Below are 24,395 nucleotides of genomic sequence, written 5' to 3' on the forward strand. Positions count from 1 at the left end.
GGGCAGTGCGCGGACCGTCCGCCGCCCGCCCGGCGGATGTCCGCCGCACCCGCGCCGGACGTCCGACGGATGCCCGCCCCGGTGGCGCGCGCATGCCACGGCGTGGGCAGGTGGGCCGGGTTCGTGCGTCGACCGGCCGCCGCCCGTCCACCGGGCGCTTGGTCGGGCCGGCCGCTGTGCGTCCGCCGCACGCCCGCCCCTTATCCAGCCCACCGCACGTGCGCCGGACACCCGCCCCGGCGGCCCGGCGCACGCCATGGCGCGGGCAGGTGGGCCGGGTTCGTGCGTGGGCCGGCAGCCGCCCGTCCGCCTGGCGCATACCCGTCCGTTACCCGGCCCGGTGCCCGCCCGGCGGATGTCCCCCCGCCCACCGCACGTGCGCCGGAATGCCCAGCCCGGTGGCGCGTCGTACGCCACGGCGTGGGCAGGTGGGCCGGGTTCGTGCGTTGACCGGCAGCCGCCCGTCCGGCAGCCGCCCGTCCGGCAGCCGCCCGTCCGGCGGGCGCCGGGCGGCGGGCCGTTGCGCGCTCGCCGGATACCCGCCCCCCGTCCGCCCCCCGCCACATCGCGGGCCGGTGGGCCGGGTTCGTGGTGGGACTCGTGCCCGCCCGTGCGGCGGAAAACCGGTACCGTCGTCCGGACGGGGTATCCAACGCACCCGCCCCGGAGGGGACTTCGTGGGGATCGAGAGCGACCAGCTGGTCTTCGACTATCTGAGCCGGGTCGGTGACCTGGCTCAGCAGCGGAAGCTGCCGTCGGCGGCCCGGATGCGCCTGGTCACCGAGTTGCGCGGCGAGATCGACCGCAGTCGGGCCAAGGACACCGACGACAGCACCACCGCCGTCCGCCGCATCCTGGACCGCCTCGGCACCCCGGACGCGGTCGTCTCGGCGGCCGGGGCAGGCGCGGGCGGTGCGGGCGGAGGCCCGGGCGCGGGAGTTCCCTCAGGCCCGAGCGCCGGCTCCGGTACGGGATCTGGTCGCGGCTCCGGTACGGTATCCGGTCGCGGCTCCGGTGCGGGATCCGGTCCGGGTTCCAGTGCGGGTTCCGGTGTGGGCCCCCGCTCCAGTCCCGCCACCGACACCTGGGCCGGTGTCCCCGGCCCCCGCTCCGAGGCGCCGGCGGACCGTCCCAAGGGGCTGCGCCGCGTCGTCCCGCGTCCGCGCCCCGCCGAGGCCGGGACCGTCGAGGACACCGGGGCCGACGTCCCGTCCCCGCCCCACCTCGCCAGCGCGTACGAGCTGGGCGACAGTGCCACCCAGCCGGACTGGTGGCGGGTCACCGGCAGTTCCTTCGGGCTGGGCGACAGCGTGCCGGGGTTCACCGGCGGTGTGGAGATCCCCGAGCTGCTCAGGCCGCCGCCCGCCGAGCGGGACCCCGTGGCGGAGGCGGCGGCGCCGGTCGCCCCGGCGGACGAGAACGCGGGCAGGCGCGGACGCTGGGCCCGGCTCCGGAGGAAGGGCGCCGCGAAGGCGGCGGCGCCGGCGGCCGTGGACGCGGCGGTCGTCGCGCCCGTCGTCGTACGCCGCCGCCCGCGCCTCGCCGGATACACCAACCCGCTGCTGCTGCTCGCCGCCGTCCTGCTGGTCGCCGGCGCCGTCCTCGGCAATTGGTTCGCCCTCGGCCTCGGCTGGCTGATCGCCTACGGCTCCCGCCGGCTCACCCCGGCCGAGTCCAAGTGGGCGGTCCTCGTCCTGCCCGGCCTCGCGGTCGGCGCCGGAGCCGGCTGGCTCTGGGGGCGACAGGACGGCCGCTGGGGCGAGCCGATCGCCCAGGGGCACATGAGCGACGCGATGGCCGACACCTGGCCCTGGGTCGTGCGCGGCGCGGCGGTGGCCTCCGCCCTCTACCTGGTCTGGCGCTCCCAGCGCCGCCGCTGACCCACCTGGGGCGGGCCCGAAAGCCGCCTGCACCGCTGAACCCACCCGGGGCGGTCCCGAAAGCCGCCCGGGCCGTTGAACCCACCCGGGGCGGTCCCGAAAGCCGCCCGGGCCGTTGAACCCACCCGGGGCGGCGCCGGAAGCCGCCCGGTGAGGGGGTCCCGGACCCGGTGCCGGGGGCCCTGGGGACAATGACCGGTATGACTGCCCCCGCGCTGACCGTCGGCTTCGACCTCGACATGACCCTGATCGACTCCCGCCCGGGAATCCACGCCTGCTACACGGCGCTCGCGGCGCGGACCGGCGTGTCCATCGACGCCGATCTCGCCGTGACCCGGCTCGGGCCGCCGCTGGCCGACGAACTGGCCCACTGGTTCCCCGCCGAGGAGATCGCCGAGGTCGCCGACCTGTACCGGGAGATGTACCCGGCGCACGCCATCACCGGCACGCTCGCCATGCCGGGCGCGCGCGAGGCCGTCGAGGCGGTGCGGGCGGCGGGCGGGCGCACGGTCGTCGTCACCGCCAAGTGGGAGCCCAACGCCCGCCTGCACCTGGACCACCTGGGCATCGCCGTGGACGAACTCGTCGGCAACCTCTGGGCCGAGCAGAAGGCGCTGGCCCTGCGCGAGCACGGCGCGGGCGTGTACGTCGGCGACCACACCGGCGACGTACGCGGGGCGCGCACGGCAGGGGCGTACGCGGTGGCCGTGGCGACCGGGCCGTGTGACGCGGACGAGCTGCGCGCGGCGGGCGCGGACGTCGTCCTCGGTGACCTCACCGAGTTCCCGGACTGGCTGGCCCGCGCGGAAGCGGCCCGCCAGGGCCTGTCCGGCAGGGCCTAGGAGTTAGCGGCGCGCGCCCTGCGGCGGCCCTCCGCCACCGACTGGAGCACACCGGCGCCGGCCAGCAGGAAGCCGACCCCCATCAGCATGCTCAGGCCGAACATGTAGGTCGGAAAAGGATCCGTGCCGAGGAACAGCGGGGCCACGGTGACCAGTGTGGCCACCGCTCCGATGAAGAACACGACGGCACCGGCACGGATCAGCCGGTCCCCGGCTTCGCGGGAATTCGCTTGGGTTTTGTCACGCACCCGACCAGGGTAGTTCCCTGCGCGAAGGAACAATCCGGCGACGTCTTGTCACCGGCCCCCGGACCATTAGCCTTGGTACCGGCGGGTCGGGCGACCCGCTGTAGTGCTGTCCAGGGCCGTTTCACCGGCAGTTGCCCCTGCGACGAACCGGGGCGGTCGCCCGAGCAGTGACCCGCGCAGTTTCAGTTTCCCGAGCAGTTCCCGACGAGTACGAGGACGAGGACAGACGGTGCCCACCGGCAAGGTCAAATGGTTCAACAGCGAGAAGGGCTTCGGCTTTCTCTCCCGCGACGACGGCGGCGACGTCTTCGTCCATTCCTCGGTCCTGCCCGCCGGAGTCGAAGCTCTCAAGCCCGGCCAGCGGGTGGAGTTCGGAGTCGTCGCAGGCCAGCGCGGCGACCAGGCGCTGTCGGTGACGCTCCTCGACCCGACCCCGTCGGTCGCGGCGGCCCAGCGCCGCAAGCCCGACGAACTGGCCTCCATCGTCCAGGACCTGACGACCCTCCTGGAGAACATCACGCCGATGCTGGAGAAGGGCCGCTACCCCGACAAGGCATCCGGCTCCAAGATCGCGGGCCTGCTGCGCGCGGTCGCCGACCAGCTCGACGTCTGAGGAGCAGCAGACCGCGATCCCGTCGGATCAGGGGAAGTCGAGCGCGTCCGGGCCGAGGGGTGGTACCAGTCCCTCGGCCGCCGCGCGGGTGAGCAGGGCGCGCACCGCCGCGTACCCGTCCTCGCCCAGATCGGCCGTGAACTCGTTCACATACAGCCCGATGTGCTGGTCCGCGACCTGCGGGTCCATCTCCTGGGCGTGCTCCAGGACGTACGCGCGGGAGGCCTCCGGGTCGTCCCAGGCGGCCCGAACCGAGGCGCGGGCCGCCGCGGCGAGCGACCGCAGCCGCTCCGCGCCCAGCGAGCGCCGCGCGATGATCGCGCCCAGCGGGATCGGCAGCCCGGTGGTCCGCTCCCAGTGCTCGCCCATGTCGGCCAGCTTGTGCAGCCCGTAGTTCCGGTAGGTGAAACGCGCCTCGTGGATGACCAGGCCCGCGTCGACCTTCCCGTCCCGCACGGCGGGCATGATCTCGTGGAACGGCATGACGACGATCTCGCCGACCCCGCCGGGCACGGTGTCCGCCGCCCACAGCCGGAACAGCAGATACGCCGTCGACCTCTCGCTCGGCACCGCGACCGTACGGCCCGTCAGATCGGCGCCCGCCTCCCGGGTCAGCACCAGCGGCCCGCAGCCCCGGCCCAGCGCCCCGCCGCACGGCAGCAGCGCGTACTCGTCGAGCACATACGGCAGCGCGGCGTACGACACCTTCAGCACGTCCAGCTCGCCGCGCTCGGCCATGCCGTTGGTGATGTCGATGTCCGCGAAGGTCACGTCGAGCGGCGGCGCCCCGGGAATCCGGCCGTGGGCCCAGGCGTCGAAGACGAAGGTGTCGTTCGGGCAGGGCGAGTAGGCGATCCGCAGGGCTTCGGAGGCTTCGGGCAGGGGTGCGGAGGCTTCAGTGCGTACGGTCATGTCCGTTCCAACTCTCCAGGAGGGGCGTCAGCTTCCCGAACGCCGTGGTGAGTGCGGCGAGCGCGTCCCCGATGCGCCAGGCGGCACGGTCCCGGGGGCCGACGGGATTGGACACCGCGCGGATCTCCAGCACCGGCACCCCGTGCGCGGCGGCGGCCTCGGCGACCCCGAAGCCCTCCATCGCCTCGGCGAGCGCCCGTGGATGCCGGGCGCGCAGTTCGGCGGCGCGGGCGGCACTGCCGGTCACCGTCGAGACGGTGAGCACGGTGCCGGTGCGGGCGCCGGTGACGGCAGCGGCCTCTCGTACGAGTGAATCCGGCGGCCGGTGGCTGACGGTCCCGAAGCCCAGCTCGGTGACCGGGAGGAAGCCCTCCGGGGACTCGGCGCCGAGGTCGGCGGCCACGATGTCGTCGGCCACCACCAGCGATCCGACCGGCGCGTCCGGCGGGAAGCCGCCCGCGACACCGGCGCAGACGACCAGCCCGTACGGCGTGCCGCCGAAGGCCGCCGCGGTGAGCGCGGCGGAGACGGAGGCGGCGGCGAGGGCCGGCCCCACACCGGCGGCCAGCAGGTCGAGGCCGCCGGCCCGGAGCAGGGTCGCGCCGGGAACCGGTGTCTCACGGCCCGGCGCGTGGCGGGCCCCGGCCACCGCGTCCCGCTCGGCGGGGACGGCGGTGGCCACGAGCACCCGGCGTCCAGCGGCAGTGATCAGGCGTCCTTCTTGAGCTTGAAGGTCCACAGACCGGTCGCGGCCTTGTCGCCCTCCTTGATGGAGACGACCGTCGAGTTGCCGGTGGCGCCGTACTGCTCGTTGAAGAACACGCTGCCGGGGATGGTCCGGTACGTCTTCGTGCTGGAGTCGGTGAGCGGCTGACCGTTCATCAGGATCGTCCAGCCCTTGTCCGCGATCTTCGGGTCGACCCCGAAGCGCACGGTCTCGTCGGGATCGACCTTGATGGACTTGACGTCCTTGGACCGCAGGCACTTCGCCAGGTCCGCGGCCTTCACCGCGTCGCCGTCGTTGTAGCAGTCGGTCTCGGAACTCACCGAGTTGTCGCCGACCGTGATGGTGGCCAGCGGCGTCGGCTTGTCGCAGGCGGACAGGGCGAGGAGTCCGGCGGAAACGGCACCGACGGTGGCGACGGCGCGACGGCGGCGGGCGGCGCGTTGTCCATTAGCGGCTCTGCCGCGGGGCAGGGAGGTCATGGCGGAAGGCTATCGGGCACGCCCACCAGTCCTCCCACGTGGGGTACGGCGTGCCGTGAGCCGGGGGACCGGGACCCGCCCGGCTCACGGCACCGCCGGAGGCGGCTCCGGGCCTCGCCGGGGCGGCTTCGGGCGTCGCCGGGGGCGGTTCAGGACACCCGCTGCCGGGCCGGACCCCCGTGCCGGGCCACGGAAAGCAGCCCCCGCACGGTCGTCAGCCAGCCGAGGGCGACGATCCCGGCGGCCACCGACAGGCCCAGCGACCCGTTCAGCGGCATCGCGATACCGATGGCGCCGCCGAGCACCCACGCCATCTGGAGCAGGGTCTCGGAGCGGGCGAAGGCGGAGTTGCGGACCAGCTCGGGGACGTCACGCTGGATCATCGCGTCCAGGGACAGCTTCGCGAGTGCCTGCGCGAAACCGGCGACCGCCGCCAGACACGCCACCAGCGCCGTGCCGAAGAAGACCGCCGCGGTGATCGCGGCGGCCAGCACGAACGCCACCACCGTCACGACGATGACCTCCGGAGCGCGCTGTTTCAGCCAGGCGCCGACCGCCGTGCCCAGCGCGTTGCCCACCCCCGCCGAGACGGCGACCAGGCCGAGCGAGACCGCCGCGCTCCGGCCGCTGAGCGGGTGCTCGCGCAGCAGGAAGGCGAGGAAGAAGATCAGGAAGCCGGACAGACAGCGCAGCGCGGCGTTCGCGGCCAGCGCGTGCGTGACCGCCGTGCCGACCGTGCGCAGCCCCGGGCGCGGCGGCTTCTTCAGGTGCGGGCCGTGCAGATGGTCCTCGTCGGCGGCGAGCAGCGCCCGGTCCTCGCCCTTGGCGGAGTCGACCTTCGGCGGCAGCGAGAACGACAGGAACGTCCCCGCGATGAAGATCACGAAAGCGCCGTAGAGCGGATAGCGCGCGCCCAGCGACTGGAGCAGGGCGCCGATTGGCGCGGCCACACCGGTGGCCAGGAGCCCGCCCAGGGTGACCCGGGAGTTCGCCTTGACCAGGGAGAAGTTCGGCGGCAGCAGCCGGGGCACCACGGCGCTGCGCACCACGCCGTACGCCTTCGACGCGACCAGCACGCCGAGCGCGGCCGGATACAGCTCGAAGGTGCCGCTCACCACCGCGCCCGCCAGCATCAGCGCGAGCATCGCCCGGGCGAGCATCGAGCCCGCCATCGCGGCGCGCCGGCCGTGCGGCAGCCGGTCCAGGAGCGGTCCGACCACCGGGGCGAGCAGCGCGAAGGGCGCCATCGTGATGCCCAGGTACAGGGCGACCCGGCCGCGCGCCTCGTCGGTGGGCACCGAGAAGAACACCGTGGACGCCAGCGCCACGGTGATCATCACGTCGCCCGCGCCGTTCACCGCGTGCAGTTCGATCAGTTTCCCGAGGCCCGACTCGCCCGCCCCGTGCGCGTGCGTCGCCCGGCGGATGCCGCGCGCCGTCTTCGACACGGGAAAGTTCAGGGCACGGCCCACCGCACGGACGGAACCGGTCATCCGGCCCGATCCGCCACCTTGGTTGTTCCCCTTGGCGCCACCGACTCCGGTGGCTCCCTGGGGCGACCTCGCGGATGCCACCCCGTCATAGTGCCCCGAGATCCGGGTTTGTAGTGCGGTTACCGCACGGATGGGGGCGCGGGCCGCCGCCGCGCCAAGTCGCCCCGGGAACGCGCCCGGCGCGGCGCCGCACGGCCGGGCGGCACGTCGCGGAGCGGCAAAGATCCCGGCGCGGAACGCCGAAGACGCCCGCCGGTGTGGGCCCAGGGGCCGGGAGAAGGTAGCGTGCGTAACGCGCCTGCGGCGATTGTTCTCGGCCGCGCGCCTCTCGGCCATCCCGCAGAATGGATGGCGTAGGTGCGCCCGAGTGCGATCGGGCGCGGACGTCGACGCGGCCCACCGGTCCGCTCCGTCCGCACCCCCGCCGGAGGAATGGCGCACCCGTGAGACGGCGTAGGAGAGAAGCGATACCTGTGAGCGCAGCGACAACGCGAAGCCGCACCCCTGACCGCCTGTGCGCCGAGGCGGTCGACCTCGCCCGTACGGCCGCCGAGGAAGTCGCCTATCCCGGCGTCGTCGGCGAGCACCTCGGGATGGTCTCCGAGGGGGACCGCGTTGTCACGCACTACTTCGAGTGCAAGGAACCGGGGTACCGCGGCTGGCGCTGGGCGTCCACCGTGGCCCGGGCCTCCCGCGCCAAGGTCGTCACCCTCGACGAGACGGTGCTGCTGCCGGGGACCGACGCGCTGCTCGCCCCCGAGTGGGTGCCGTGGAGCGAGCGGCTCCGCCCCGGTGACATGGGCCCCGGGGACCTGCTGCCCACCGACGCCGAGGACCTCCGGCTGGAGCCCGGCTTCTCCGGCGAGGACGAACCCGCGCCGAACTCGGCCATCTCGGACGACATGGCCGAGCTGGTGGAGGCCGAGGACATCGAGGTGACCGCGGGGAGCCCCGCGAACCTTCCGATGGCTCCGCGCCGGGGGTCCATCGCCGCGGTCGCCGAGGAGCTGGGGCTGCGCCGGGCCCGTGTCCTGTCCCGCTACGGCCTGCATGTCGCGGCCGACCGGTGGGAAGAGGCGTACGGGCCCAAGACCGCGATGGCGCAGGCCGCGCCCGCGACGTGCGTGAGCTGCGGGTTCCTCAACCGGATCGGCGGGTCCCTCGGGCAGGCGTTCGGGGTGTGCGCGAACGAGTTCTCTCCGGCCGACGGGCATGTGGTGTCGCTCGCGTACGGGTGTGGGGGGCATTCCGAGGCCGCGGTGATGCCGGCGCCGCCCCGGCCGGCTCCGCCGGTGATCGACGAGACCCGGGTGGACCCGTTCCCCCTTCGTCCCGCCCCCGACTCCGGGTCGGTGTCCGCGTCTCCCGACGACTCCACGTCAGATCTGGGCCACTCCTGACGTTCCCCTTCCCGACGGGGGCCGCTTCCTGGTCCCCGGGGGGACTTTCACCGGGGTTGCCAGCAGCTTTCTTTCGCCCCCTCCGCAGCCTCCTTTCGCCCCTCCGCCCCTGGGGCTCCGCCCCCCCCGGACCCCCGCTCCTCAAACGCCGGAGGGGCTGGATCTCCTGCCCCTCCGGCGTAAGGGGCCGTGGCGGTGGTACATCAGATGGCCGGCGGAGGCGCGGGAGAGTGCGCGGTACCTTCGTGGCGCGAGCCGTGCCCTCGTGGGGCGGTCGCGTCACCCGAGAGGGAGAGTGAATCCGTGAGTAAGTTCGTGCGGCCGGCGGCCGAGGGCGCCGACCCGTTCGGCACGGCGCGTCTGCGCCGCGGCGTGCTCGACGCCTGGGCGGCCAGCCCCGCCCGGTTCCGCGAGGACGCCAACGCGGAGGAGGACCTCGTCCTCGGCGGCTACCGTGACCGCCTCGTCGTGGAGCTGGCCCAGAACGCCGCCGACGCCGCGGCCCGCGCCGGCACCCCCGGCCGCCTCCGCCTCACCCTGCGCGACGGCGTCCTGGTCGCGGCCAACACCGGCGCCCCGCTCGACGCCGCGGGTGTTGAGTCGCTGTCGACCCTGCGCGCCTCCGCGAAGCGGGACGCCCACGACACGGCCGTCGGCCGGTTCGGCGTCGGCTTCGCCTCGGTCCTCGCGGTCACGGACGAGCCCGCCGTCGTCGGCCGGCACGGCGGCGTCCGCTGGTCGCTCGCCGAGGCCCGCGACCTCGCCGCGGGCACCGCGGGCGACAGCGCGGGTCTCGGCGAGGAGATCCGCCGCCGCGACGGCCATGTGCCGCTGCTGCGGCTGCCGTTCGCGGCCGAGGGCACCGCCCCGGACCCGTACGACACGGCGGTGATTCTGCCGCTGCGGGACGCCGCCGCCGAGGCCCTCGCCGAGCGCCTGCTGCGGACCGTCGACGACGCCCTGCTGCTGGCCCTGCCCGGCCTGGCGGAGGTCGTCATCGAGACCGGGGACGCAGAGGTACGTACGCTCCGCCGCGAGCGGCCCGAGGACGGAGACGCCGGTCAGGCCGAGGGCCGCGGTCAGGCCGAGGGCGCCGGTCAGGCCGAGGGCGCCAGTCACACCGAGGGCGACAGCCGCGTCGGCGGTGACGGTCGCGTCGGAGGGGCCCTCTCCGGGGCCGGCCCCCGCGCCGCCCACACCCACGCCCTCGTCACCATCCACGACTCCCGCGACGGCACCACCCGCTACCGCACCGTCGCCCACCACGGCCCCCTCGACCCCGCCCTGCTCGCCGACCGTCCCGTCGAGGAGCGGCTGCGGCCCCACTGGTCGGTGACCTGGGCCGTCCCCGTCGACGCGGACGGCGCCCCGGCCCGGCCGCGTACCGCCCCCGTCGTACACGCGCCGACCCCCAGCGACGAGGCCCTCGGGGTGCCGGCGCTGCTCATCGCGTCCCTCCCGCTGGACACCACCCGGCGGCACGCGGCCCCCGGGCCGCTGACCGACTTCCTGGTGGAGCGGGCGGCGGACGCCTACGCGGAGCTGCTCGCCGCGTGGCGGCCGGTCGGCGCCGTGATCATCGACCTGGTGCCGGGGCCGCTCGGCAAGGGCGAGCTGGACGGCGCGCTGCGCCGGGCCGTCCTGGACCGGCTGCCGCGCACCGCGTTCCTGCCGCCCGCCGCCCCGCCGGACGAGACGCCCGTGGCCGAGTCCCCGGCGGACTGGCCGGGCAGCGGCCCCGCGGAGCAGCCGGCCGCGCTGCGGCCGCGTGACGCGGAGGTGGTGGAGGGCGCGGGCGCCGAGACGGTCCGAGTCCTCGCCGAGGTGCTGCCGAGCCTGCTGCCCGCCGGCCTGGAGCGCCGCGTCGAACTGCGGACGCTGGGCGTGGCCCGGGTTCCGCTCACCGAGGCGGTGGACCGGCTGGCCGGCCTGGAGAAGGAACCGGGCTGGTGGCACCGCCTGTACGACAGTCTCGCCGGGGTGGACCCGGACCGGCTGACCGGGCTGCCCGTGCCGCTGGCCGACGGCCGCACCACGATCGGGCCGCGCCAGGTGCTGCTGCCCACCGCGGACGGTTCGCTGGTGGCGCCGGAGACGCTGGCCCGGCTCGGCCTGAAGGTCGCGCACCCGGCTGCCGCGCACCCGCTCCTGGAGAAGCTGGGCGCGCTGCCCGCGACGCCCCGCTCGGTGCTCACCACCCCGCAGGTGCGGGCCGCGGTGGCCGCCTCGCTGGACGACGACGGCGGCGGCTGGGACGAGGACACCCCGGACACCGAGGAACTCGCGGACACCGTACTGGCGTTGGTGCGCGACGCCGGTCTCGAACCGGGCGACGAGCCCTGGCTCGGCGCGCTGGCCCTGCCCGACGAGGAGGGCGAACTCGCCCCCGCCGGTGAACTCGTGCTGCCGGGAAGCCCGTTCGCCCAGGTCATGCGCGAGGGCGAACTCGCCTTCGTGGACGCCGAACTGGCCGACCGCTGGGGTACGCGGCCGCTCGCCGCCTGCGGGGTGCAGGCCGGCTTCGCCCTGGTGCGGGCCACCGACGTCGTCCTCGACCCGGACGAACTGGAGCCCCGCGAGGGGGACTTCGCCGAACCCGACGACGCGGGCCTGCTGGACGCGGTCGACGTGTGGTGCGAGGACGTCCTCGACCGGCTGCCCGACTCGCCGGTGCCGCCCGTCGCCACCGAGATCGTCGCCGTACGGGACCTGGACCTGGTGGACGACGACCGGTGGCCGCAGGCTCTCGCGCTGCTCGCGAAGCCGCCGCTGCGGGACGCCATCACCCAGCAGATGCGCGTCCTGCTGCCCGACGGCACGCACGAGGTCGTGCGGCCGTACACGGCCTGGTGGCTGCGCGGGCACCCGGTGCTCGACGGGCGCCGCCCGGCCGGTCTGCGCGCCGCGGGCGGCGACCCGCTGCTGCGCGGACTGTACGACGAGGCCGACGCGACCGGCTTCGACGACGAGCAGGTGCTGCGCGCTCTCGGCGTGCGCACCACGGTCGCCGCCCTGCTGGACGAGCCGGGCGGCGCGGCCGAACTCCTGGACCGGCTCGCCGACCCGGACCGCGAGGTCTCCGGCGCCCAACTGCACGCCCTCTACGGCGCGCTGGCCGACCTCGACCCCGAACAGGTCACCCTGCCGGACGAGTTGCGGGCCGTCGTGGACGGCGAGGTGCGGGTGGTGGACGCGGCGGACGCCGTGGTCGTGGACTCGCCCGACCTGCTGGCCTTCACCGAGGGCGTGCCGCTGCTGCCGGTGCGCCCGGCGCGGGCCGCGGAGCTGGCCGAGCTGTTCCAGGTGCGGCGGCTGAGCGAGTCCGTGACCGGCGAGGTCACCTCCGAGGGCGTCGAGCACGAGGTGCCGGAGTCCGTACGGCTCCTGCTGGGCCCGGCGACGCCCGCCTCGTACGTGGAGCACGAGGAACTCGTCGTGGACGGCACGGAGCTGGACTGGCGGCGCACCCGCGACGGGGTGCTGCACGCGGCGACCCTGGAGGGCGTGGCCGCCGGGCTCGCCTGGGCCGCGGGCCAGTGGCCGCGCCGCTTCGAGGTCGCCGCCCTGCTGGAGGACCCGTCCCGCACGGAGGAACTGGCGCGGGACCGCTGGTTCGACTGACGCCCCGGGGCCGTGTCCCGGGAGCTTTCGCGAAAAGGGGCGGGCGGTTTCGCCGCCCGCCCCGCCGTGATCTCCGTCACGTCCACACGAAATCTCCATCAGCCGTACAACTATTCACCCGGGTCGCCGATCTGATCATCCGAGTCAACAGACTCCACGATCACTTGGGCCCCTGGTGCGGACGAACCGCGAGGGACGACCACCGGCGACGACCACCGGCCGGGCCCCTTTCTCCACCTGGGGATCGCATGCGCATACGTGCCACCGTGGCCGCCGTCACCGGCGCCCTGGCCCTGTCCGCCCTCGCCGTTCCGGCCGCGCAGGCCGACGGCTCCGCGTCCTACCGCGCGGACGTCGCAAAGGTGCGGGAGGCCGCCGGCCACACCGGCGCCGGCAAGTCCGTGTACACCGGCAAGACCGGCCCCACCGGCGTCCCGTACGACCTGGACGTCACCTTCTCCGGCGTCAAGGTCAACGGTGGCAAGGCCATCCCCGTCGGCACCACCAAGCAGGTGACCATCCCGGTCACCTACACCCTCAAGCACGGCGCCGACGTCGACATCACCGCCGACGACTTCCTGACCGGCCCCTACCTCTACAAGGGCGCCTTCGACACGCCGGACAACATGCTCTTCGGCGACTACCCGGCGACCTGCACCGCCACCTCGGCGACCGCCGCCTCCTGCAAGGGCGACATCGACATCTACCCCGAGGACCTCATCAACGCGGACGCCGGCGCCTGGAAGGCCGGCGCCCTCGCCATCGCGTACAACGGCCAGCCGCAGAACGGCAACGCCGACCTGAGCAAGGTCGGCTACGCGGACCAGGGCGGCTTCACCTCGCCCAACGTCCAGCGCTACTCCCGGCTCACGGTCAACGCCTCCCCCGAGCCGGTCAAGAAGGGCAAGACCGTCACGGTCACCGGCCTGCTGTCCCGCGCCAACTGGGACACCGCCAAGTACGCGGGCTACACCGCCCAGTCGGTGCAGCTCCAGTTCCGCAAGAAGAACAGCACCACGTACACCACGCTCAAGACGGTGAAGTCGGACTCCAAGGGCAACCTGAAGACGACCACGAAGGCCACCGTCGACGGCTACTTCCGCTACAGCTTCGCGGGCACCTCGACCACCCCGGCCGTCAAGGCCTCGGGTGACTACGTCGACGTGAAGTAACCCCTTCTCACGCGGGAACGCGGCGGTCGACCCACCTCCACAGGAATTCGAGGACGGCCGCCGCGACCACCGAGATCAGCACCGCGATCCACGGCATCGTCGTCCCCACCAGCTTCAGCGCGAAGAAGTGCTGGAGCCAGGGCACGACGAGCACCAGCAGGAACGCCCCGCCCATCGAGGCGACGAGGCAGACCCGCCACCAGGTGTAGGGGCGGGCGATGATCGCGAGCACCCACATCGAGATCAGGAACAGCGTCAGCGTCGCCGCGCTCGTCTCGGCGTCCAGCGAGCCGTCCCCGGTGTAGTGGTGCCGGGCGATCAGATACGTCACGAAGGTCGCGGCGCCCGCGACGACCCCGCCGGGGACCGAGTACCGCATCACCCGCCGTACGAAGTGGGGTTTCGCGCGCTCCTTGTTGGGCGCGAGGGCGAGGAAGAACGCCGGGACGCCGATGGTCAGGGTGGACAGCAGGGTCAGATGGCGCGGCAGGAACGGGTACTCGACCTGCCAGCACACCACCAGCACCGCCAGCAGCACCGAGTAGACCGTCTTGACCAGGAACAGCGTCGCGACCCGGGTGATGTTCCCGATGACCCGGCGGCCCTCCCCGACCACCGAGGGCAGCGTCGAGAAGCTGTTGTTGAGCAGCACGATCTGGGCCACCGCGCGGGTCGCCTCGGACCCCGAGCCCATGCTGACCCCGATGTCGGCGTCCTTGAGGGCGAGCACGTCGTTCACGCCGTCGCCGGTCATCGCGACGGTGTGGCCGCGTGACTGGAGCGCGCCGACCATGTCCCGCTTCTGCTGCGGGGTGACCCGGCCGAACACCGTGCCCTTCTCCAGCGACTTCGCCATCTCCCGCTGCTCGGAGGGCAGCCGGCGCGCGTCCACGACCTCGCCGGTCAGCCCGAGCTTGTCGGCGACCGCGCCCACCGACACCGCGTTGTCCCCGGAGATGACCTTGGCCTTGACGTCCTGCTCGGCGAAGTAGCGCAGCGTCTCGGCCGCGTCGGGGCGCAGCCGCTGCTCCAGGACGACCAGCGCGGCGGGCCGGGCCGCCTCCTTCACCCCGGGGTCCTCCAGGTCCTTGGTGGTCGAGGCGAGCAGCAGCACCCGCAGACCGGCCTCGTTGAGCCGCTCGGTCTCCGCGAGCGCCGGGTCGCCGTCGGCGAGCAGTACGTCGGGGGCGCCGAGCAGCCAGGCGCTCGACCGTCCGTCGCCCTCGTCGAACGCGGCGCCGCTGTACTTGCGGGCGGAGGAAAAGGGCAGGGCCTGGGTGCGGTGCCACTCCCCGTTGTCCGGGTAGGCGGCGATGATCGCCTGGAGGGAGGCGTTGGGCCGTGGATCGGAGGCGCCGAGCGCGCCGAGCACCCTACGGACGTAACCCTCGTCGGCGCCGTCCAGCGGGCGCAGCTCGGTGACGTCCATGCCGCCCTCGGTGAGGGTGCCGGTCTTGTCGAGGCAGACGGTGTCGATGCGGGCGAGGCCCTCGATGGCGGGGAGTTCCTGCACGAGGCACTGTTTCCGGCCGAGCCGGACGACCCCGATCGCGAAGGCGACGGAGGTGAGCAGCACCAGCCCCTCGGGGACCATCGGCACGATCCCGCCGACCGTCCGCGCGACCGAGTCCTTGAAGCCGTGCTCCTTGACGACGAGCTGGCTGATCACCAGGCCGATGGCGGTCGGGACCATCATCCACGTCACGTACTTGAGGATCGTGGAGATGCCGGTGCGCAGCTCGGACTGGACGAGCGTGAACCGGGAGGCCTCCTCCGCGAGCTGCGCCGCGTACGCCTCCCGGCCGACCTTCGTGGCGGTGAACGCGCCGCCGCCCGCGACCACGAAGCTGCCGGACATCACGGCGTCCCCGGGGTGCTTGACGACGGGGTCGGCCTCGCCGGTGAGCAGCGACTCGTCGATCTCCAGCCCGTCGGCCTCCGCGCAGGTGCCGTCCACGACGACCTTGTCGCCGGGCCCGATCTCGATGAGGTCGCCGAGCACGATCTCGGAGGCGCTGACCTCGGCGGCGGCCCCGTCCCGGCGGACGGTCGGTTTCACCTCGCCGATCACCGCGAGCGAGTCCAGGGTCTTCTTGGCCCGCCACTCCTGGATGATGCCGATCCCGGTGTTGGCGATGATCACGTAGCCGAACAGGCTGTCCTGGAACGGCGCGACGGCCAGCATGATCAGCCAGAGCACGCCGATGATCGCGTTGAACCGGGTGAAGACGTTGGCCCGGACGATCTCGGCGACGGAGCGGCTGCTGCGCACGGGGACGTCGTTGACCTCGCCGCGCGCGACGCGTTCGGCCACCTCGGCGGCGGTCAGCCCCGCCGCCCGCCGGGACGCGGGTATGGGCACGGGGTGTACGGGATCGAGTCCGGCGCCCGCGTCGATATGGGTCATGCATTCGACGGTACGTGCGCGGATACGGCTTCACCCGCCGAGCGCCGCGAAGATCCGACCTGGGGATGACGGGCCCGCCGGGGAATGCTGCCCTGGGCGTAGGGGAGTCCCGGGGGGTGCCGGGCGGGGGCGCGTTACTCCGTCACGGGGGGCGTCGCGGGGGAGGGGGTTCCCTGGGAGCGCTTGATGGCGGCGTCGCGCCTGCGGACGTACCAGATGCCGATCAGGCCGAGGCCCGCGCCGGCCAGGCAGGTCCACAGCCACCACAGGTGCCCGTGGTCGTCGAACCAGCCGTAGAACGGGAGCTGCACCAGGAAGAGGACGAACCAGAGGATCGTGCCGCCCGTGATGGTGGCGACGACGGGGCCCTCCAGGGGCTCCGGCGCCTCGTGCTTGGGGGTCCACTTCGCCATGCGCACAGCTTACGAGGAGCTCGCTCCGGCCCTTCGCCCGCACCCGCGCCGGCCCGGTTTCCCGCCCGATTCCGGGCGCCTGCCCTTGTATACCAATGGTCTACGCGCGGAGATAGCGATTTCGGACTCATATGTTCATACTGAAACCGTCCACGCCTGGCTGGTTGTGTTCGTACGAAACACCAACGGAAACCTGGGGGAAACCCGTCGGTGATCCGACCCCGGCCAGACTTGATCATGTTCCCCCTTCCCCCGCACGTTTGAGGACCCGCATGTCCACCTCGGCCGCCACCAAGGCCCCCGCCCCGCAGGAGCCGGAGTCCCGGTCCGCGCAGAGCGCCCTCGACCGCTACTTCAAGATCTCCGAGCGGGGCTCCAGCCTCCCGCGCGAGATCCGCGGCGGCTTCGCCACCTTCTTCGCGATGGCCTACATCATCGTGCTGAACCCGATCATCCTGGGCAGCGCGAAGGACATGTACGGGCACCACCTCGACAACGGGCAGCTCGTCACCGCGACCGCGCTGACCGCCGCGTTCACCACGCTCCTCATGGGCGTCATCGGCAACGTGCCGATCGCGCTCGCCGCGGGCCTCGGCGTGAACACCGTCGTCGCCCTCCAGCTCGCCCCCCGGATGTCCTGGCCGGACGCCATGGGCATGGTCGTCCTCGCCGGCTTCGTGGTGATGCTGCTGGTCGCCACCGGCCTGCGCGAGCGGGTCATGAACGCGGTGCCGCTCGGCCTGCGCAAGGGCATCGCGATCGGCATCGGCCTGTTCATCATGCTGATCGGCCTGGTCGACTCCGGTTTCGTCTCCCGTATCCCGGACGTCGCCCAGACCACCGTGCCGCTCCAGCTCGGCGGCGACGGCCACCTCACCGGCTGGCCGGTCCTGGTCTTCATCCTCGGCACGCTCCTCACGCTCGCCCTGATGGTGCGCAAGGTGCCGGGCGCGATCCTCATCTCGATCGTCACCATGACCGTCGTCGCGGTGATCGTGAACGCCGTCGCCAAGGTCCCGTCCTGGGGCCTGACCACCCCCAAGTGGCCAGGCAACCCGGTCGCCACCCCGGACTTCGGCCTCGTCGGCAAGGTCAGCCTCTTCGGCGGCTTCGGCAAGGTCGGCGTGCTGACCGGCGTCCTCTTCGTCTTCACCGTGCTGCTGTCGTGCTTCTTCGACGCGATGGGCACGATCATGGGCATCAGCGACGAGGCCAAGCTGACCGACGCCCAGGGCAACATGCCCGGCATCAACAAGGTCCTCTTCGTCGACGGCATCGCGGTCGCCGCGGGCGGCGCCTCCTCCTCGTCGGCCACCACCTGCTTCGTGGAGTCCACGGCCGGTGTCGGCGAGGGCGCCCGCACGGGCTTCGCGAACGTGGTCACCGGCGCGCTCTTCGCCGTCGCCCTCTTCCTGACCCCCGTCGCCACGATGGTCCCGTCCCAGGCCGCCACCCCCGCGCTCATCGCGGTCGGCTTCCTGATCCTGTCCCACTCGATCAAGGAGATCGACTGGGCGGACTACACGATCGCCATCCCGGCCTTCGTGACGATGATGATGATGCCGTTCACGTACTCGATCACGAACGGCATCGGCATGGGCTTCATCACCTTCGTGGTGCTGCGCCTCGCGGCGGGCCGCGGGCGGGACATCCCGGTCGCGCTGTACGTGGTGTCGGCGGTGTTCACCTTCTACTACCTGATGCCGGCCCTCGGCCTGACCTGAGCTGGCCCTCGGCCTGACTGAGCCGGCCCTCGGGCTGACCTGAGCCGGTACCGGCGGGGGTCGCCGGTACGGAGGCGCCGGCTCAGGTGACCCCGTAGAACTTCTCCGTCTCCTCGACCGCGGTCTGGAACCGCTCGTCGAAGTCGTCGCGAATGAGCGTCCGGACCACATAGTCCTGGACGCTCATTCCGCGTTTGGCGGCATGGTGGCGGAGCCGGTCGAGCAGCTCCCCGTCTATACGCAGGCTGAGCACGCTGGTCCCCATGGAGTCGAGGGTCGCCGCACGCCGCCCGGCGTCGCGTCGCTTTCCGGATCCGGCTCACTCATATGAGTGACGCGGGGATTCGGTGGCGTGGTTCACGGGCACCCCGTTGGTCCTTAGCGAGAGTAATGAGTTACGCTAAAGAACATGCCTGACCTCACCCAGGGCGACGACGAGGCCGCCGTGAACGCCTTGCGATCCGCAGTGATGCGGTTGTCGCGCCGACTCAAGCACCAGCGGGTCGACGAGTCGCTGAGCCCGACCGAGATGTCGGTGCTCGGCACCCTCGCCCGCTGCGGCACCGCCACGCCCGGCGAGCTGGCCCGCAAGGAGCACGTGCAGCCCCCGTCGATGACGCGCATCGTCGCGCTCCTGGAGGCCAAGGGCCTGGTCAGGCTGGAGCCGCACCCCGAGGACCGGCGCCAGAAGGTCGTGACGCAGACCGACAAGGCGGAGGCCATGCTCGAAGAGAGCCGCCGCCGGCGGAACGCGTTCCTGGCCGGGCTGGTCGAGGCCCTCGACGAGGACGAGTGGGCCAAGCTGCGCGAGGCCGCGCCCGTCCTGGAGAAGCTCGCCCACATCTGACCCGCAGCACCGGCCCCCGCCCGTCCCGACCGGCGGGGGCCGCCCCCCCAGCAAGCGCCGACGCCCCCCATGACGCCGACGTCCACGACTCCCCGGAGGCGAGCCCTTTTGAGTACGGGACCCGGAGCAGACTCCGCCCCCGCACCAGCCACCCACGACTCCCCGCCCACCCACGACTCCCCGGCCCCGGCGGTCACGTCCCCGTCCGGCGCGGGCACACCCCCGGACCCGGCGGTCACGCCCCCGTCCGGCGCTGGCACACCCCCGGCCCCGGCGGTCACGCCCCCGTCCGGCGCCGGCACACCCCCGGACCCGGCCGAGACCTCCTCCCCGGCGGACGCCGGGACCTCCCCCCGCGCCCCTCGGGCCGGCTCCCGTTCCGCCTCCTCCATGTTCAGTTCGCTGAAGGTGCGGAACTACCGGCTCTTCTTCATGGGGCAGGTCGTCTCCAACACCGGCACCTGGATGCAGCGCATCGCCCAGGACTGGCTGGTGCTCAGCCTGACCGGCTCCTCCGCGGCCGTCGGCATCACCACCGCCCTCCAGTTCCTGCCGATGCTCCTGTTCGGCCTGTACGGCGGTGTCCTCGTCGACCGGCTGCCCCGGCGGCCCACGCTGCTGGTCACCCAGTCCGCGATGGCCCTCACCGGCCTGGCGCTCGCCTTCCTCACCCTCTCCGGACACGTCCAGGTCTGGCACGTCTACCTCGCCGCGTTCGCAGTCGGTCTCGCCACCGTCGTGGACAACCCGGCCCGCCAGTCCTTCGTCTCCGAGATGGTCGGACCCGGCCAGCTCCAGAACGCGGTCAGCCTGAACTCGGCCAACTTCCAGTCCGCCCGCCTGGTCGGCCCCGCCGTCGCCGGACTCCTGATCACCGGGGTCGGCACCGGATGGGCCTTCCTCCTCAACGGCCTGTCGTTCGTCGCGCCCATCGGCGGCCTGCTGCTGATGCGCGCCCGCGAACTGCACGTCGTGGAGCGGACCCCGCGCGGCAAGGGCCAGCTCCGCGAGGGCCTGCGCTATGTCGCCGGGCGCCCGGACCTGATCTGGCCGATCGTCCTGGTCGGGTTCATCGGCACCTTCGGGTTCAACTTCCCGGTCTGGCTGTCGGCGTACGCGGACGACACCTTCCACGCGGGCGCCGGCGCCTACAGCCTCTTCAACACGCTGATGGCGGTCGGCTCGCTGGCCGGCGCGCTGCTCGCGGCCCGGCGCGGCACCGCCCGGCTGCGCGTGCTGATCGCGGCGGCCGTCGCCTTCGGCGCGCTCGAAGTGGTCGCCGCGACGGCACCCTCGCTGTGGCTGTTCGCCCTGCTGATGGTCCCGATCGGCATCGCGGGCCTGACGGTCAACGTCACCGCGAACACCTCGGTCCAGATGGCCACCGACCCGGCCATGCGCGGCCGGGTCATGGCGCTGTTCATGATGGTCTTCATGGGCGGCTCCCCGCTCGGCGCACCGCTGGTCGGCTGGGTCACCGACGCCTACGGCCCCCGGGTCGGCTTCGCGCTCGGCGGCCTCGTCTCGATGGCCGCGGCGACCGCGATCGGCCTGGTCCTGGCCCGCCTCGGCGGCCTGCGCGTCTCGCTCGGCTGGCACCGGGGCGCACCGCGCGTCCGCTTCGTGCCGCGGGCCGGCGCCCGTACCGAGGAGCAACTCGCCACCGTGTGAGACGCCGGCCGGCCCTCTCGTGGTGAGGGGGCCGGCCGTCTCCTACCGGAGCGGGTCCCTTTCCGTCCGGCTGACCGCCGTTCTCCGACCGCCCGCCGCTCCCTGATCGCCCGTGCCCGATCGCCCGTGCCCGATCGCCCGTACCTGGGAAAGTGGCCGTATGAGACTCTTCGCGGCCGTGCTGCCGCCCGCCGGCGCGGTGCGTGAACTCGCCGTGGCGGCCGACCGGTTGCGGGGCGTGCCGGGCGCGGAGGCGCTGCGCTGGACGGGCCGCTCCGGCTGGCACTTCACCCTCGCCTTCTACGGGGAGGTCGCCGAGGCCACCGCGGCCGGTCTCACCGAGCGGCTGACCCGGGCCGCGCACCGCACCGCGCCCTTCGAGCTGGCCCTGCGCGGCGGCGGTCACTTCGGCGGACGTGCCCTGTGGGCCGGGGCGACCGGGGACCTCGACGGCATCCGGCTGCTGGCGGCCCGCGCGGAGGCCGCCGGACGCAAGGCGGGCGTCGCGATGGAGGAGCACCGCGCCTACCGGCCCCACCTCACCCTGGCCCGCAGCCGCGCGGGCGCCGACTTCACGCCGTACCTCGCCGCCCTGGACGGCTTCACCGGGCGTACCTGGACGGTGCGGGAGCTGTGTCTCGTCCGCAGCAACCTGCCCGCCTCCGGAACCCCCGGCGAGCGGCCCCGCTACGAGACGCTGGCCGCGCTGCCGCTGGGGGCGGGCGACAGCGCCGGGCGGACGGCCGGTTAACCTCGATGCCGTGAACCCGAAGACCCGAAACCGGATCATGGCCGGTGTGCTCGTGCTGATGTTCGTCGTGGTGGCCCTGGCGGCGGCGGTCAGGTAACCCCCGCCACCGCCAGACCCGGGCGCGCCCCGGCCGGTTCGCGCCCTACCGGGCGAACGCCTCGCGCCCTACCGGGCGAACGCCTCGCGTCCCTACCGGGTGAACGCCTCGCGTCCTACCAGGCGAAGGCCTCCGGAGACGGCCCCGGGCCCGGGAAGATCTCGTCGAGGCCGTCCAGCACCTCTTGCGACAGCTCCAGCTCCACCGCCCGCAGCGCCGACTCCAGCTGTTCCGCCGTGCGCGGGCCGACGATCGGGCCGGTCACCCCGGGACGGGTCAGCAGCCACGCCAGGGCCACCTCGCCGGGCTCCAGACCGTGCTTGTCGAGCAGGTCCTCGTACGCCTGGATCCGGTCGCGTACGGCCGTGTCGGCGAGGGCGTCGGCGGACCGGCCGCTCGCTCGCCGGCCGCCCTCGACCTGCTTCCTGATGACCCCGCCCAGCAGCCCGCCGTTCAGCGGCGACCAGGGGATCACCCCGAGCCCGTACTCCCGTGCCGCCGGGATGACCTCCATCTCGGCGCGCCGTTCGGCCAGGTTGTACAGGCACTGCTCGCTGACCAGGCCGATGGTGCCGGAGCGGCGCGCGGCGATCTCGTTGGCCTGCGCGATCTTGTAGCCGGGGAAGTTGCTGGACCCGACGTAGAGGATCTTGCCCTGCTGCACGAGGACGTCGATCGCCTGCCAGATCTCCTCGAACGGCGTCGACCGGTCGACGTGGTGGAACTGGTAGATGTCGATGTAGTCGGTCTGCAGCCGCTTGAGGCTGGCGTCGACCGCCCGCCGGATGTTCAGGGCGGACAGCTTGTCCTGGTTGGGCCACGGCTCGCCCTCGGCGCCCATGTTCCCGTACACCTTGGTGGCGAGGACCGTCCGCTCGCGCCGGTCGCCGCCCCGCGCGAACCAGCTCCCGATGATCTCTTCGGTACGGCCCTTGTTCTCGCCCCAGCCGTACACGTTGGCCGTGTCGAAATAGTTGATGCCCGCGTCCAGCGCCGCGTCCATGATGGCGTGGCTGTCGCCTTCGTCGGTCTGCGGTCCGAAGTTCATGGTGCCGAGGACGAGCCGGCTGACCTTGAGCCCTGTGCGTCCGAGCTGTGTGTACTTCATGGGTCCCCAGCCAACGCCTTGGAGCCCGCTCGAAGCAAGGGTGCCGCCCCGGCCGTCCAAGGCACCCCGGGCACTTCGGGCACTCTCAGGACGTGAGCGCCGCGTACGGCTCGCCCAGGTCCCAGGCCTGGTACATCGCCTCCGCGAAACCCTCCGCGATCTTGTGCTCGCCGCTCGCGTTCGGGTGGGTGCCGTCGTAGGTGTCGAAGGTGATGTCGTACGACGGGGGCGGGGACGCGAGCAGCAGCGGGGAGCGGGGTTCGTCCAGGTCGGCGACCGTCTTGGCGAGCAGTTCGTTGAACGCGGCGACCTCGGCGGCGAAGGGCGCGTCGGACTCGGCGCGGACGTTCGGTATCACCGGCAGCAGCACCATCCGCACGCGCGGGTTCGCGGCCCGCGCCTCGGTGACGAACACGCGGGCGTTGTCGGCCGTCTGCACGGCGTTGGTGTAGAAGCCGAGGTCGATCAGGCCGAGGGAGACCAGCAGGACGTCGGCGCGCTGCGCGCGGACCGTCTCGCGGATGACCGGCGCCATGTGCTGCCAGCCCTCGCCCCAGCCCGCCAGGTGGGCGCGCGGGAAGTCCGGGTCGGCGTACTCGTAGGAGTCCGGCGCCCCGGTCGCCTTGTCGTAGAGCGTCTCGCGCGGCCCGACGATCTTGAACGGGCCCCCGTAGGTCGCCCGCAGGTGCTGCCACATCCGGTAGCGCCATGTGTGTTCGCCCGCGCTACCGATCGTCATGGAGTCCCCGACGGGCATGAACCTGAGCATCCGCTCATCATGGACGATCAGTGGGGGCGCGATGGCCGCTCCCGGTGTGAGGCCTGCCACTGTTCTGGCGCGGTCCCGCGACTGTCCTGGCGCGGTCCTGGCGCCGGCGGGCCTTCGCCGACGGGTTGCCCCGGGGGCGCCGCTGACGTGAACGGGCCGGTGGGGTGGCAGGCTTGGGCCATGCGCCGATCGCCCTCGTTCCGTCTCGGAACCCGTCCCGGGACCGCCGCCGTCGCCCTCGCCTCGGTTGCCGCCGCCGCGTCGGTCGCCTTCGCGGCACCGGCCCTCGCCGACGGCGGAGACGGCGGTTTCACCATCAAGGACCCCCGGATCACCGAGTCCAGCGGCCTCGCCGCCTCCCGCGTCCACCCGGGCGTGTACTGGACCCACAACGACAGCGACGACGGCCCCTACCTGTACGCGGTGGACGGCCGAACGGGCGAGACCGTCGCGCGGGTCACCATGAGCGGGGTCGGCGCGCCCCGGGACGTCGAGGCGATCTCGCTGGGCCCCGACGGCGACCTGTACGTCGGTGACATCGGCGACAACCTCGGCGGCAAGTGGGACCACGTGTGGATCTACAAGCTGCCGGAGCCGAAGGTCCTCAAGGACCAGACGATCCGCGCCACCCAGTACGTCGTGAAGTACTCCGACGGCCCGCGCAACGCCGAGGCGCTGATGGTCCACCCGAAGACGGGCCGGGTGTACATCGCCGACAAGGACGAGGACGGCGGCCACCTCTACGAGGGCCCCGCCCGGCTCTCGGCGACCGGCACCAACGTCTTCAGGCCCGTCGCGCCCGTCGACCTGTGGGTGACCGACGGCGCGTTCTCGCCGGACGGCCGACACCTGGCCGTACGCGGCTACTTCGGCGGCATCCTCTACGACTGGAACGGCGGCCGCATCAAACGCGAGGACCGCCTGAACGTGCCCCTCCAGCGGCAGGGCGAGTCCATCACGTACACCACGGACGGCACGAAGCTCATGTACGGCAGCGAGGGCGCGGACAGCTCCGTACAGCCCGAGGACGCCCCCGGCGCCGGCGGCTCCGGCGGCTCCGACGGCAAGTCCCCTTCCCAGGGCGGGGGTTCGGCCTCCGGCGACGGGGGCGGCGGCTCGATGAGCGGAAGCGCGAAGGTGGGCGCCGTGGCACTGGCCGCGCTGCTCGCCGCGGTCTTCGGTTTCCGGCGACTGCGCCGCCGACGCTGACCCCCTCCGGCC

21 protein-coding genes are annotated in these 24,395 nt (G+C 73.3%); 11 read left to right on the forward strand and 10 right to left on the reverse strand.

Annotated features, from left to right (window positions below; translation table 11 throughout):
- Positions 1 to 677: 677 nt before the first annotated feature.
- On the forward strand, positions 678 to 1,880 hold the full coding sequence (locus AB0912_RS22880; protein ID WP_366702595.1) for a hypothetical protein: 1,203 nt from the start codon (positions 678 to 680) through the stop codon (positions 1,878 to 1,880).
- 191 nt (positions 1,881 to 2,071) lie between these two features.
- The gene (locus AB0912_RS22885; protein ID WP_366702597.1) at positions 2,072 to 2,722 is read left to right on the forward strand and encodes a haloacid dehalogenase-like hydrolase; all 651 of its coding nucleotides are present in this window, start codon (positions 2,072 to 2,074) and stop codon (positions 2,720 to 2,722) included.
- Here the strand turns inward: AB0912_RS22885 and AB0912_RS22890 are convergent.
- Positions 2,719 to 2,970 (reverse strand): hypothetical protein, encoded by a 252-nt coding sequence (locus AB0912_RS22890; RefSeq protein WP_366702599.1) that lies wholly within the window; start codon positions 2,968 to 2,970, stop codon positions 2,719 to 2,721. The two genes, AB0912_RS22885 and AB0912_RS22890, sit on opposite strands and share 4 nt — an antisense overlap.
- 229 nt (positions 2,971 to 3,199) lie before the next feature.
- On the opposite strand from AB0912_RS22890, the gene AB0912_RS22895 reads away from it, so the two are divergent.
- On the forward strand, positions 3,200 to 3,583 hold the full coding sequence (locus AB0912_RS22895; RefSeq protein WP_355873730.1) for a cold-shock protein: 384 nt from the start codon (positions 3,200 to 3,202) through the stop codon (positions 3,581 to 3,583).
- A 27-nt stretch (positions 3,584 to 3,610) separates the two neighbouring features.
- Here the strand turns inward: AB0912_RS22895 and AB0912_RS22900 are convergent, their stop codons facing one another.
- The 4 genes from AB0912_RS22900 to AB0912_RS22915 all read right to left on the reverse strand — a co-directional run bounded on the left by AB0912_RS22900 (position 3,611) and on the right by AB0912_RS22915 (position 7,275).
- Entirely contained in the window at positions 3,611 to 4,495 is an 885-nt protein-coding gene (locus AB0912_RS22900) for a 1,4-dihydroxy-6-naphthoate synthase (protein ID WP_366702601.1), read from the reverse strand.
- Positions 4,479 to 5,177: a futalosine hydrolase gene (locus AB0912_RS22905; RefSeq protein WP_366702603.1), complete on the reverse strand. Its 699-nt coding sequence runs from the start codon at positions 5,175 to 5,177 to the stop codon at positions 4,479 to 4,481. Before AB0912_RS22905 ends, AB0912_RS22900 begins: the two co-directional genes overlap by 17 nt.
- A 26-nt stretch (positions 5,178 to 5,203) precedes the next feature.
- The gene (locus tag AB0912_RS22910; protein WP_366702605.1) at positions 5,204 to 5,701 is read right to left on the reverse strand and encodes a DUF2771 domain-containing protein; all 498 of its coding nucleotides are present in this window, start codon (positions 5,699 to 5,701) and stop codon (positions 5,204 to 5,206) included.
- Between the two features lie 149 nt (positions 5,702 to 5,850).
- Positions 5,851 to 7,275 (reverse strand): MFS transporter, encoded by a 1,425-nt coding sequence (locus tag AB0912_RS22915; RefSeq protein ID WP_366702607.1) that lies wholly within the window; start codon positions 7,273 to 7,275, stop codon positions 5,851 to 5,853.
- Positions 7,276 to 7,667: 392 nt separating this feature from the next.
- Here AB0912_RS22915 and AB0912_RS22920 point away from each other — a divergent pair, with 392 nt between their 5' ends.
- The 3 genes from AB0912_RS22920 (at position 7,668) to AB0912_RS22930 (ending at position 13,387) form a co-directional block, all read left to right on the forward strand.
- Positions 7,668 to 8,594, forward strand: coding sequence for a DUF3027 domain-containing protein (locus AB0912_RS22920; RefSeq protein WP_366702609.1), 927 nt, complete (start codon positions 7,668 to 7,670; stop codon positions 8,592 to 8,594).
- Between the two features lie 303 nt (positions 8,595 to 8,897).
- The gene (locus AB0912_RS22925; RefSeq protein WP_366702611.1) at positions 8,898 to 12,215 is read left to right on the forward strand and encodes a molecular chaperone Hsp90; all 3,318 of its coding nucleotides are present in this window, start codon (positions 8,898 to 8,900) and stop codon (positions 12,213 to 12,215) included.
- Between the two features lie 248 nt (positions 12,216 to 12,463).
- Positions 12,464 to 13,387, forward strand: coding sequence for a hypothetical protein (locus AB0912_RS22930; protein WP_366702613.1), 924 nt, complete (start codon positions 12,464 to 12,466; stop codon positions 13,385 to 13,387).
- 7 nt (positions 13,388 to 13,394) lie between these two features.
- Here the strand turns inward: AB0912_RS22930 and AB0912_RS22935 are convergent, their stop codons facing one another.
- Positions 13,395 to 15,794, reverse strand: a complete 2,400-nt coding sequence (locus AB0912_RS22935) for a cation-translocating P-type ATPase (RefSeq protein WP_366702615.1) — start codon at positions 15,792 to 15,794, stop codon at positions 13,395 to 13,397.
- Positions 15,795 to 15,928: 134 nt separating this feature from the next.
- Positions 15,929 to 16,207, reverse strand: coding sequence for a DUF2530 domain-containing protein (locus AB0912_RS22940; protein ID WP_366702617.1), 279 nt, complete (start codon positions 16,205 to 16,207; stop codon positions 15,929 to 15,931).
- 272 nt (positions 16,208 to 16,479) lie between these two features.
- On the opposite strand from AB0912_RS22940, the gene AB0912_RS22945 reads away from it, so the two are divergent.
- Positions 16,480 to 17,931 carry an NCS2 family permease gene (locus AB0912_RS22945; protein WP_366702619.1) on the forward strand — a complete coding sequence of 484 codons (1,452 nt, stop codon included), beginning with the start codon at positions 16,480 to 16,482 and terminating at the stop codon, positions 17,929 to 17,931.
- Between the two features lie 82 nt (positions 17,932 to 18,013).
- On the opposite strand, the gene AB0912_RS22950 is transcribed toward AB0912_RS22945, so the two are convergent.
- Complete coding sequence (locus AB0912_RS22950) at positions 18,014 to 18,196, reverse strand: hypothetical protein (protein WP_054235178.1); 183 nt, start codon at positions 18,194 to 18,196, stop codon at positions 18,014 to 18,016.
- A 144-nt stretch (positions 18,197 to 18,340) separates the two neighbouring features.
- Here AB0912_RS22950 and AB0912_RS22955 point away from each other — a divergent pair, with 144 nt between their 5' ends.
- The 3 genes from AB0912_RS22955 to thpR all read left to right on the forward strand — a co-directional run bounded on the left by AB0912_RS22955 (position 18,341) and on the right by thpR (position 21,200).
- Positions 18,341 to 18,778 carry a MarR family transcriptional regulator gene (locus AB0912_RS22955; RefSeq protein ID WP_366702621.1) on the forward strand — a complete coding sequence of 146 codons (438 nt, stop codon included), beginning with the start codon at positions 18,341 to 18,343 and terminating at the stop codon, positions 18,776 to 18,778.
- Between the two features lie 390 nt (positions 18,779 to 19,168).
- Entirely contained in the window at positions 19,169 to 20,449 is a 1,281-nt protein-coding gene (locus AB0912_RS22960; protein WP_366702623.1) for an MFS transporter, read from the forward strand.
- Positions 20,450 to 20,609: 160 nt separating this feature from the next.
- Positions 20,610 to 21,200, forward strand: a complete 591-nt coding sequence (thpR, locus tag AB0912_RS22965) for an RNA 2',3'-cyclic phosphodiesterase (RefSeq protein ID WP_366702625.1) — start codon at positions 20,610 to 20,612, stop codon at positions 21,198 to 21,200.
- 212 nt (positions 21,201 to 21,412) lie between these two features.
- Here the strand turns inward: thpR and AB0912_RS22970 are convergent, their stop codons facing one another.
- Positions 21,413 to 22,405, reverse strand: a complete 993-nt coding sequence (locus tag AB0912_RS22970; RefSeq protein WP_366702627.1) for an aldo/keto reductase — start codon at positions 22,403 to 22,405, stop codon at positions 21,413 to 21,415.
- An 85-nt stretch (positions 22,406 to 22,490) separates the two neighbouring features.
- Positions 22,491 to 23,174 (reverse strand): SGNH/GDSL hydrolase family protein, encoded by a 684-nt coding sequence (locus AB0912_RS22975; protein ID WP_366702629.1) that lies wholly within the window; start codon positions 23,172 to 23,174, stop codon positions 22,491 to 22,493.
- Between the two features lie 180 nt (positions 23,175 to 23,354).
- Here AB0912_RS22975 and AB0912_RS22980 point away from each other — a divergent pair, with 180 nt between their 5' ends.
- Positions 23,355 to 24,383 carry a WD40 repeat domain-containing protein gene (locus AB0912_RS22980; RefSeq protein ID WP_366702631.1) on the forward strand — a complete coding sequence of 343 codons (1,029 nt, stop codon included), beginning with the start codon at positions 23,355 to 23,357 and terminating at the stop codon, positions 24,381 to 24,383.
- Positions 24,384 to 24,395 lie beyond the last annotated feature (12 nt).

Source organism: Streptomyces sp. NPDC007084 (assembly GCF_040703595.1).
Taxonomy (GTDB): domain Bacteria; phylum Actinomycetota; class Actinomycetes; order Streptomycetales; family Streptomycetaceae; genus Streptomyces.

Coding starts and splice junctions, on each gene's coding strand:
- AB0912_RS22945 (WP_366702619.1), top strand. CDS start 16,480: ATGTCCACCTCGGCCGCCACCAAGGCCCCCGCCCCGCAGGAGCCGGAG.
- AB0912_RS22975 (WP_366702629.1), bottom strand. CDS start 23,174: ATGCTCAGGTTCATGCCCGTCGGGGACTCCATGACGATCGGTAGCGCG.
- AB0912_RS22900 (WP_366702601.1), bottom strand. CDS start 4,495: ATGACCGTACGCACTGAAGCCTCCGCACCCCTGCCCGAAGCCTCCGAA.
- AB0912_RS22885 (WP_366702597.1), top strand. CDS start 2,072: ATGACCGGTATGACTGCCCCCGCGCTGACCGTCGGCTTCGACCTCGAC.
- AB0912_RS22950 (WP_054235178.1), bottom strand. CDS start 18,196: ATGGGGACCAGCGTGCTCAGCCTGCGTATAGACGGGGAGCTGCTCGAC.
- AB0912_RS22930 (WP_366702613.1), top strand. CDS start 12,464: ATGCGCATACGTGCCACCGTGGCCGCCGTCACCGGCGCCCTGGCCCTG.
- AB0912_RS22955 (WP_366702621.1), top strand. CDS start 18,341: ATGCCTGACCTCACCCAGGGCGACGACGAGGCCGCCGTGAACGCCTTG.
- AB0912_RS22960 (WP_366702623.1), top strand. CDS start 19,169: ATGTTCAGTTCGCTGAAGGTGCGGAACTACCGGCTCTTCTTCATGGGG.
- AB0912_RS22970 (WP_366702627.1), bottom strand. CDS start 22,405: ATGAAGTACACACAGCTCGGACGCACAGGGCTCAAGGTCAGCCGGCTC.
- AB0912_RS22910 (WP_366702605.1), bottom strand. CDS start 5,701: ATGACCTCCCTGCCCCGCGGCAGAGCCGCTAATGGACAACGCGCCGCC.
- AB0912_RS22940 (WP_366702617.1), bottom strand. CDS start 16,207: ATGGCGAAGTGGACCCCCAAGCACGAGGCGCCGGAGCCCCTGGAGGGC.
- AB0912_RS22935 (WP_366702615.1), bottom strand. CDS start 15,794: ATGACCCATATCGACGCGGGCGCCGGACTCGATCCCGTACACCCCGTG.
- AB0912_RS22980 (WP_366702631.1), top strand. CDS start 23,355: ATGCGCCGATCGCCCTCGTTCCGTCTCGGAACCCGTCCCGGGACCGCC.
- thpR (WP_366702625.1), top strand. CDS start 20,610: ATGAGACTCTTCGCGGCCGTGCTGCCGCCCGCCGGCGCGGTGCGTGAA.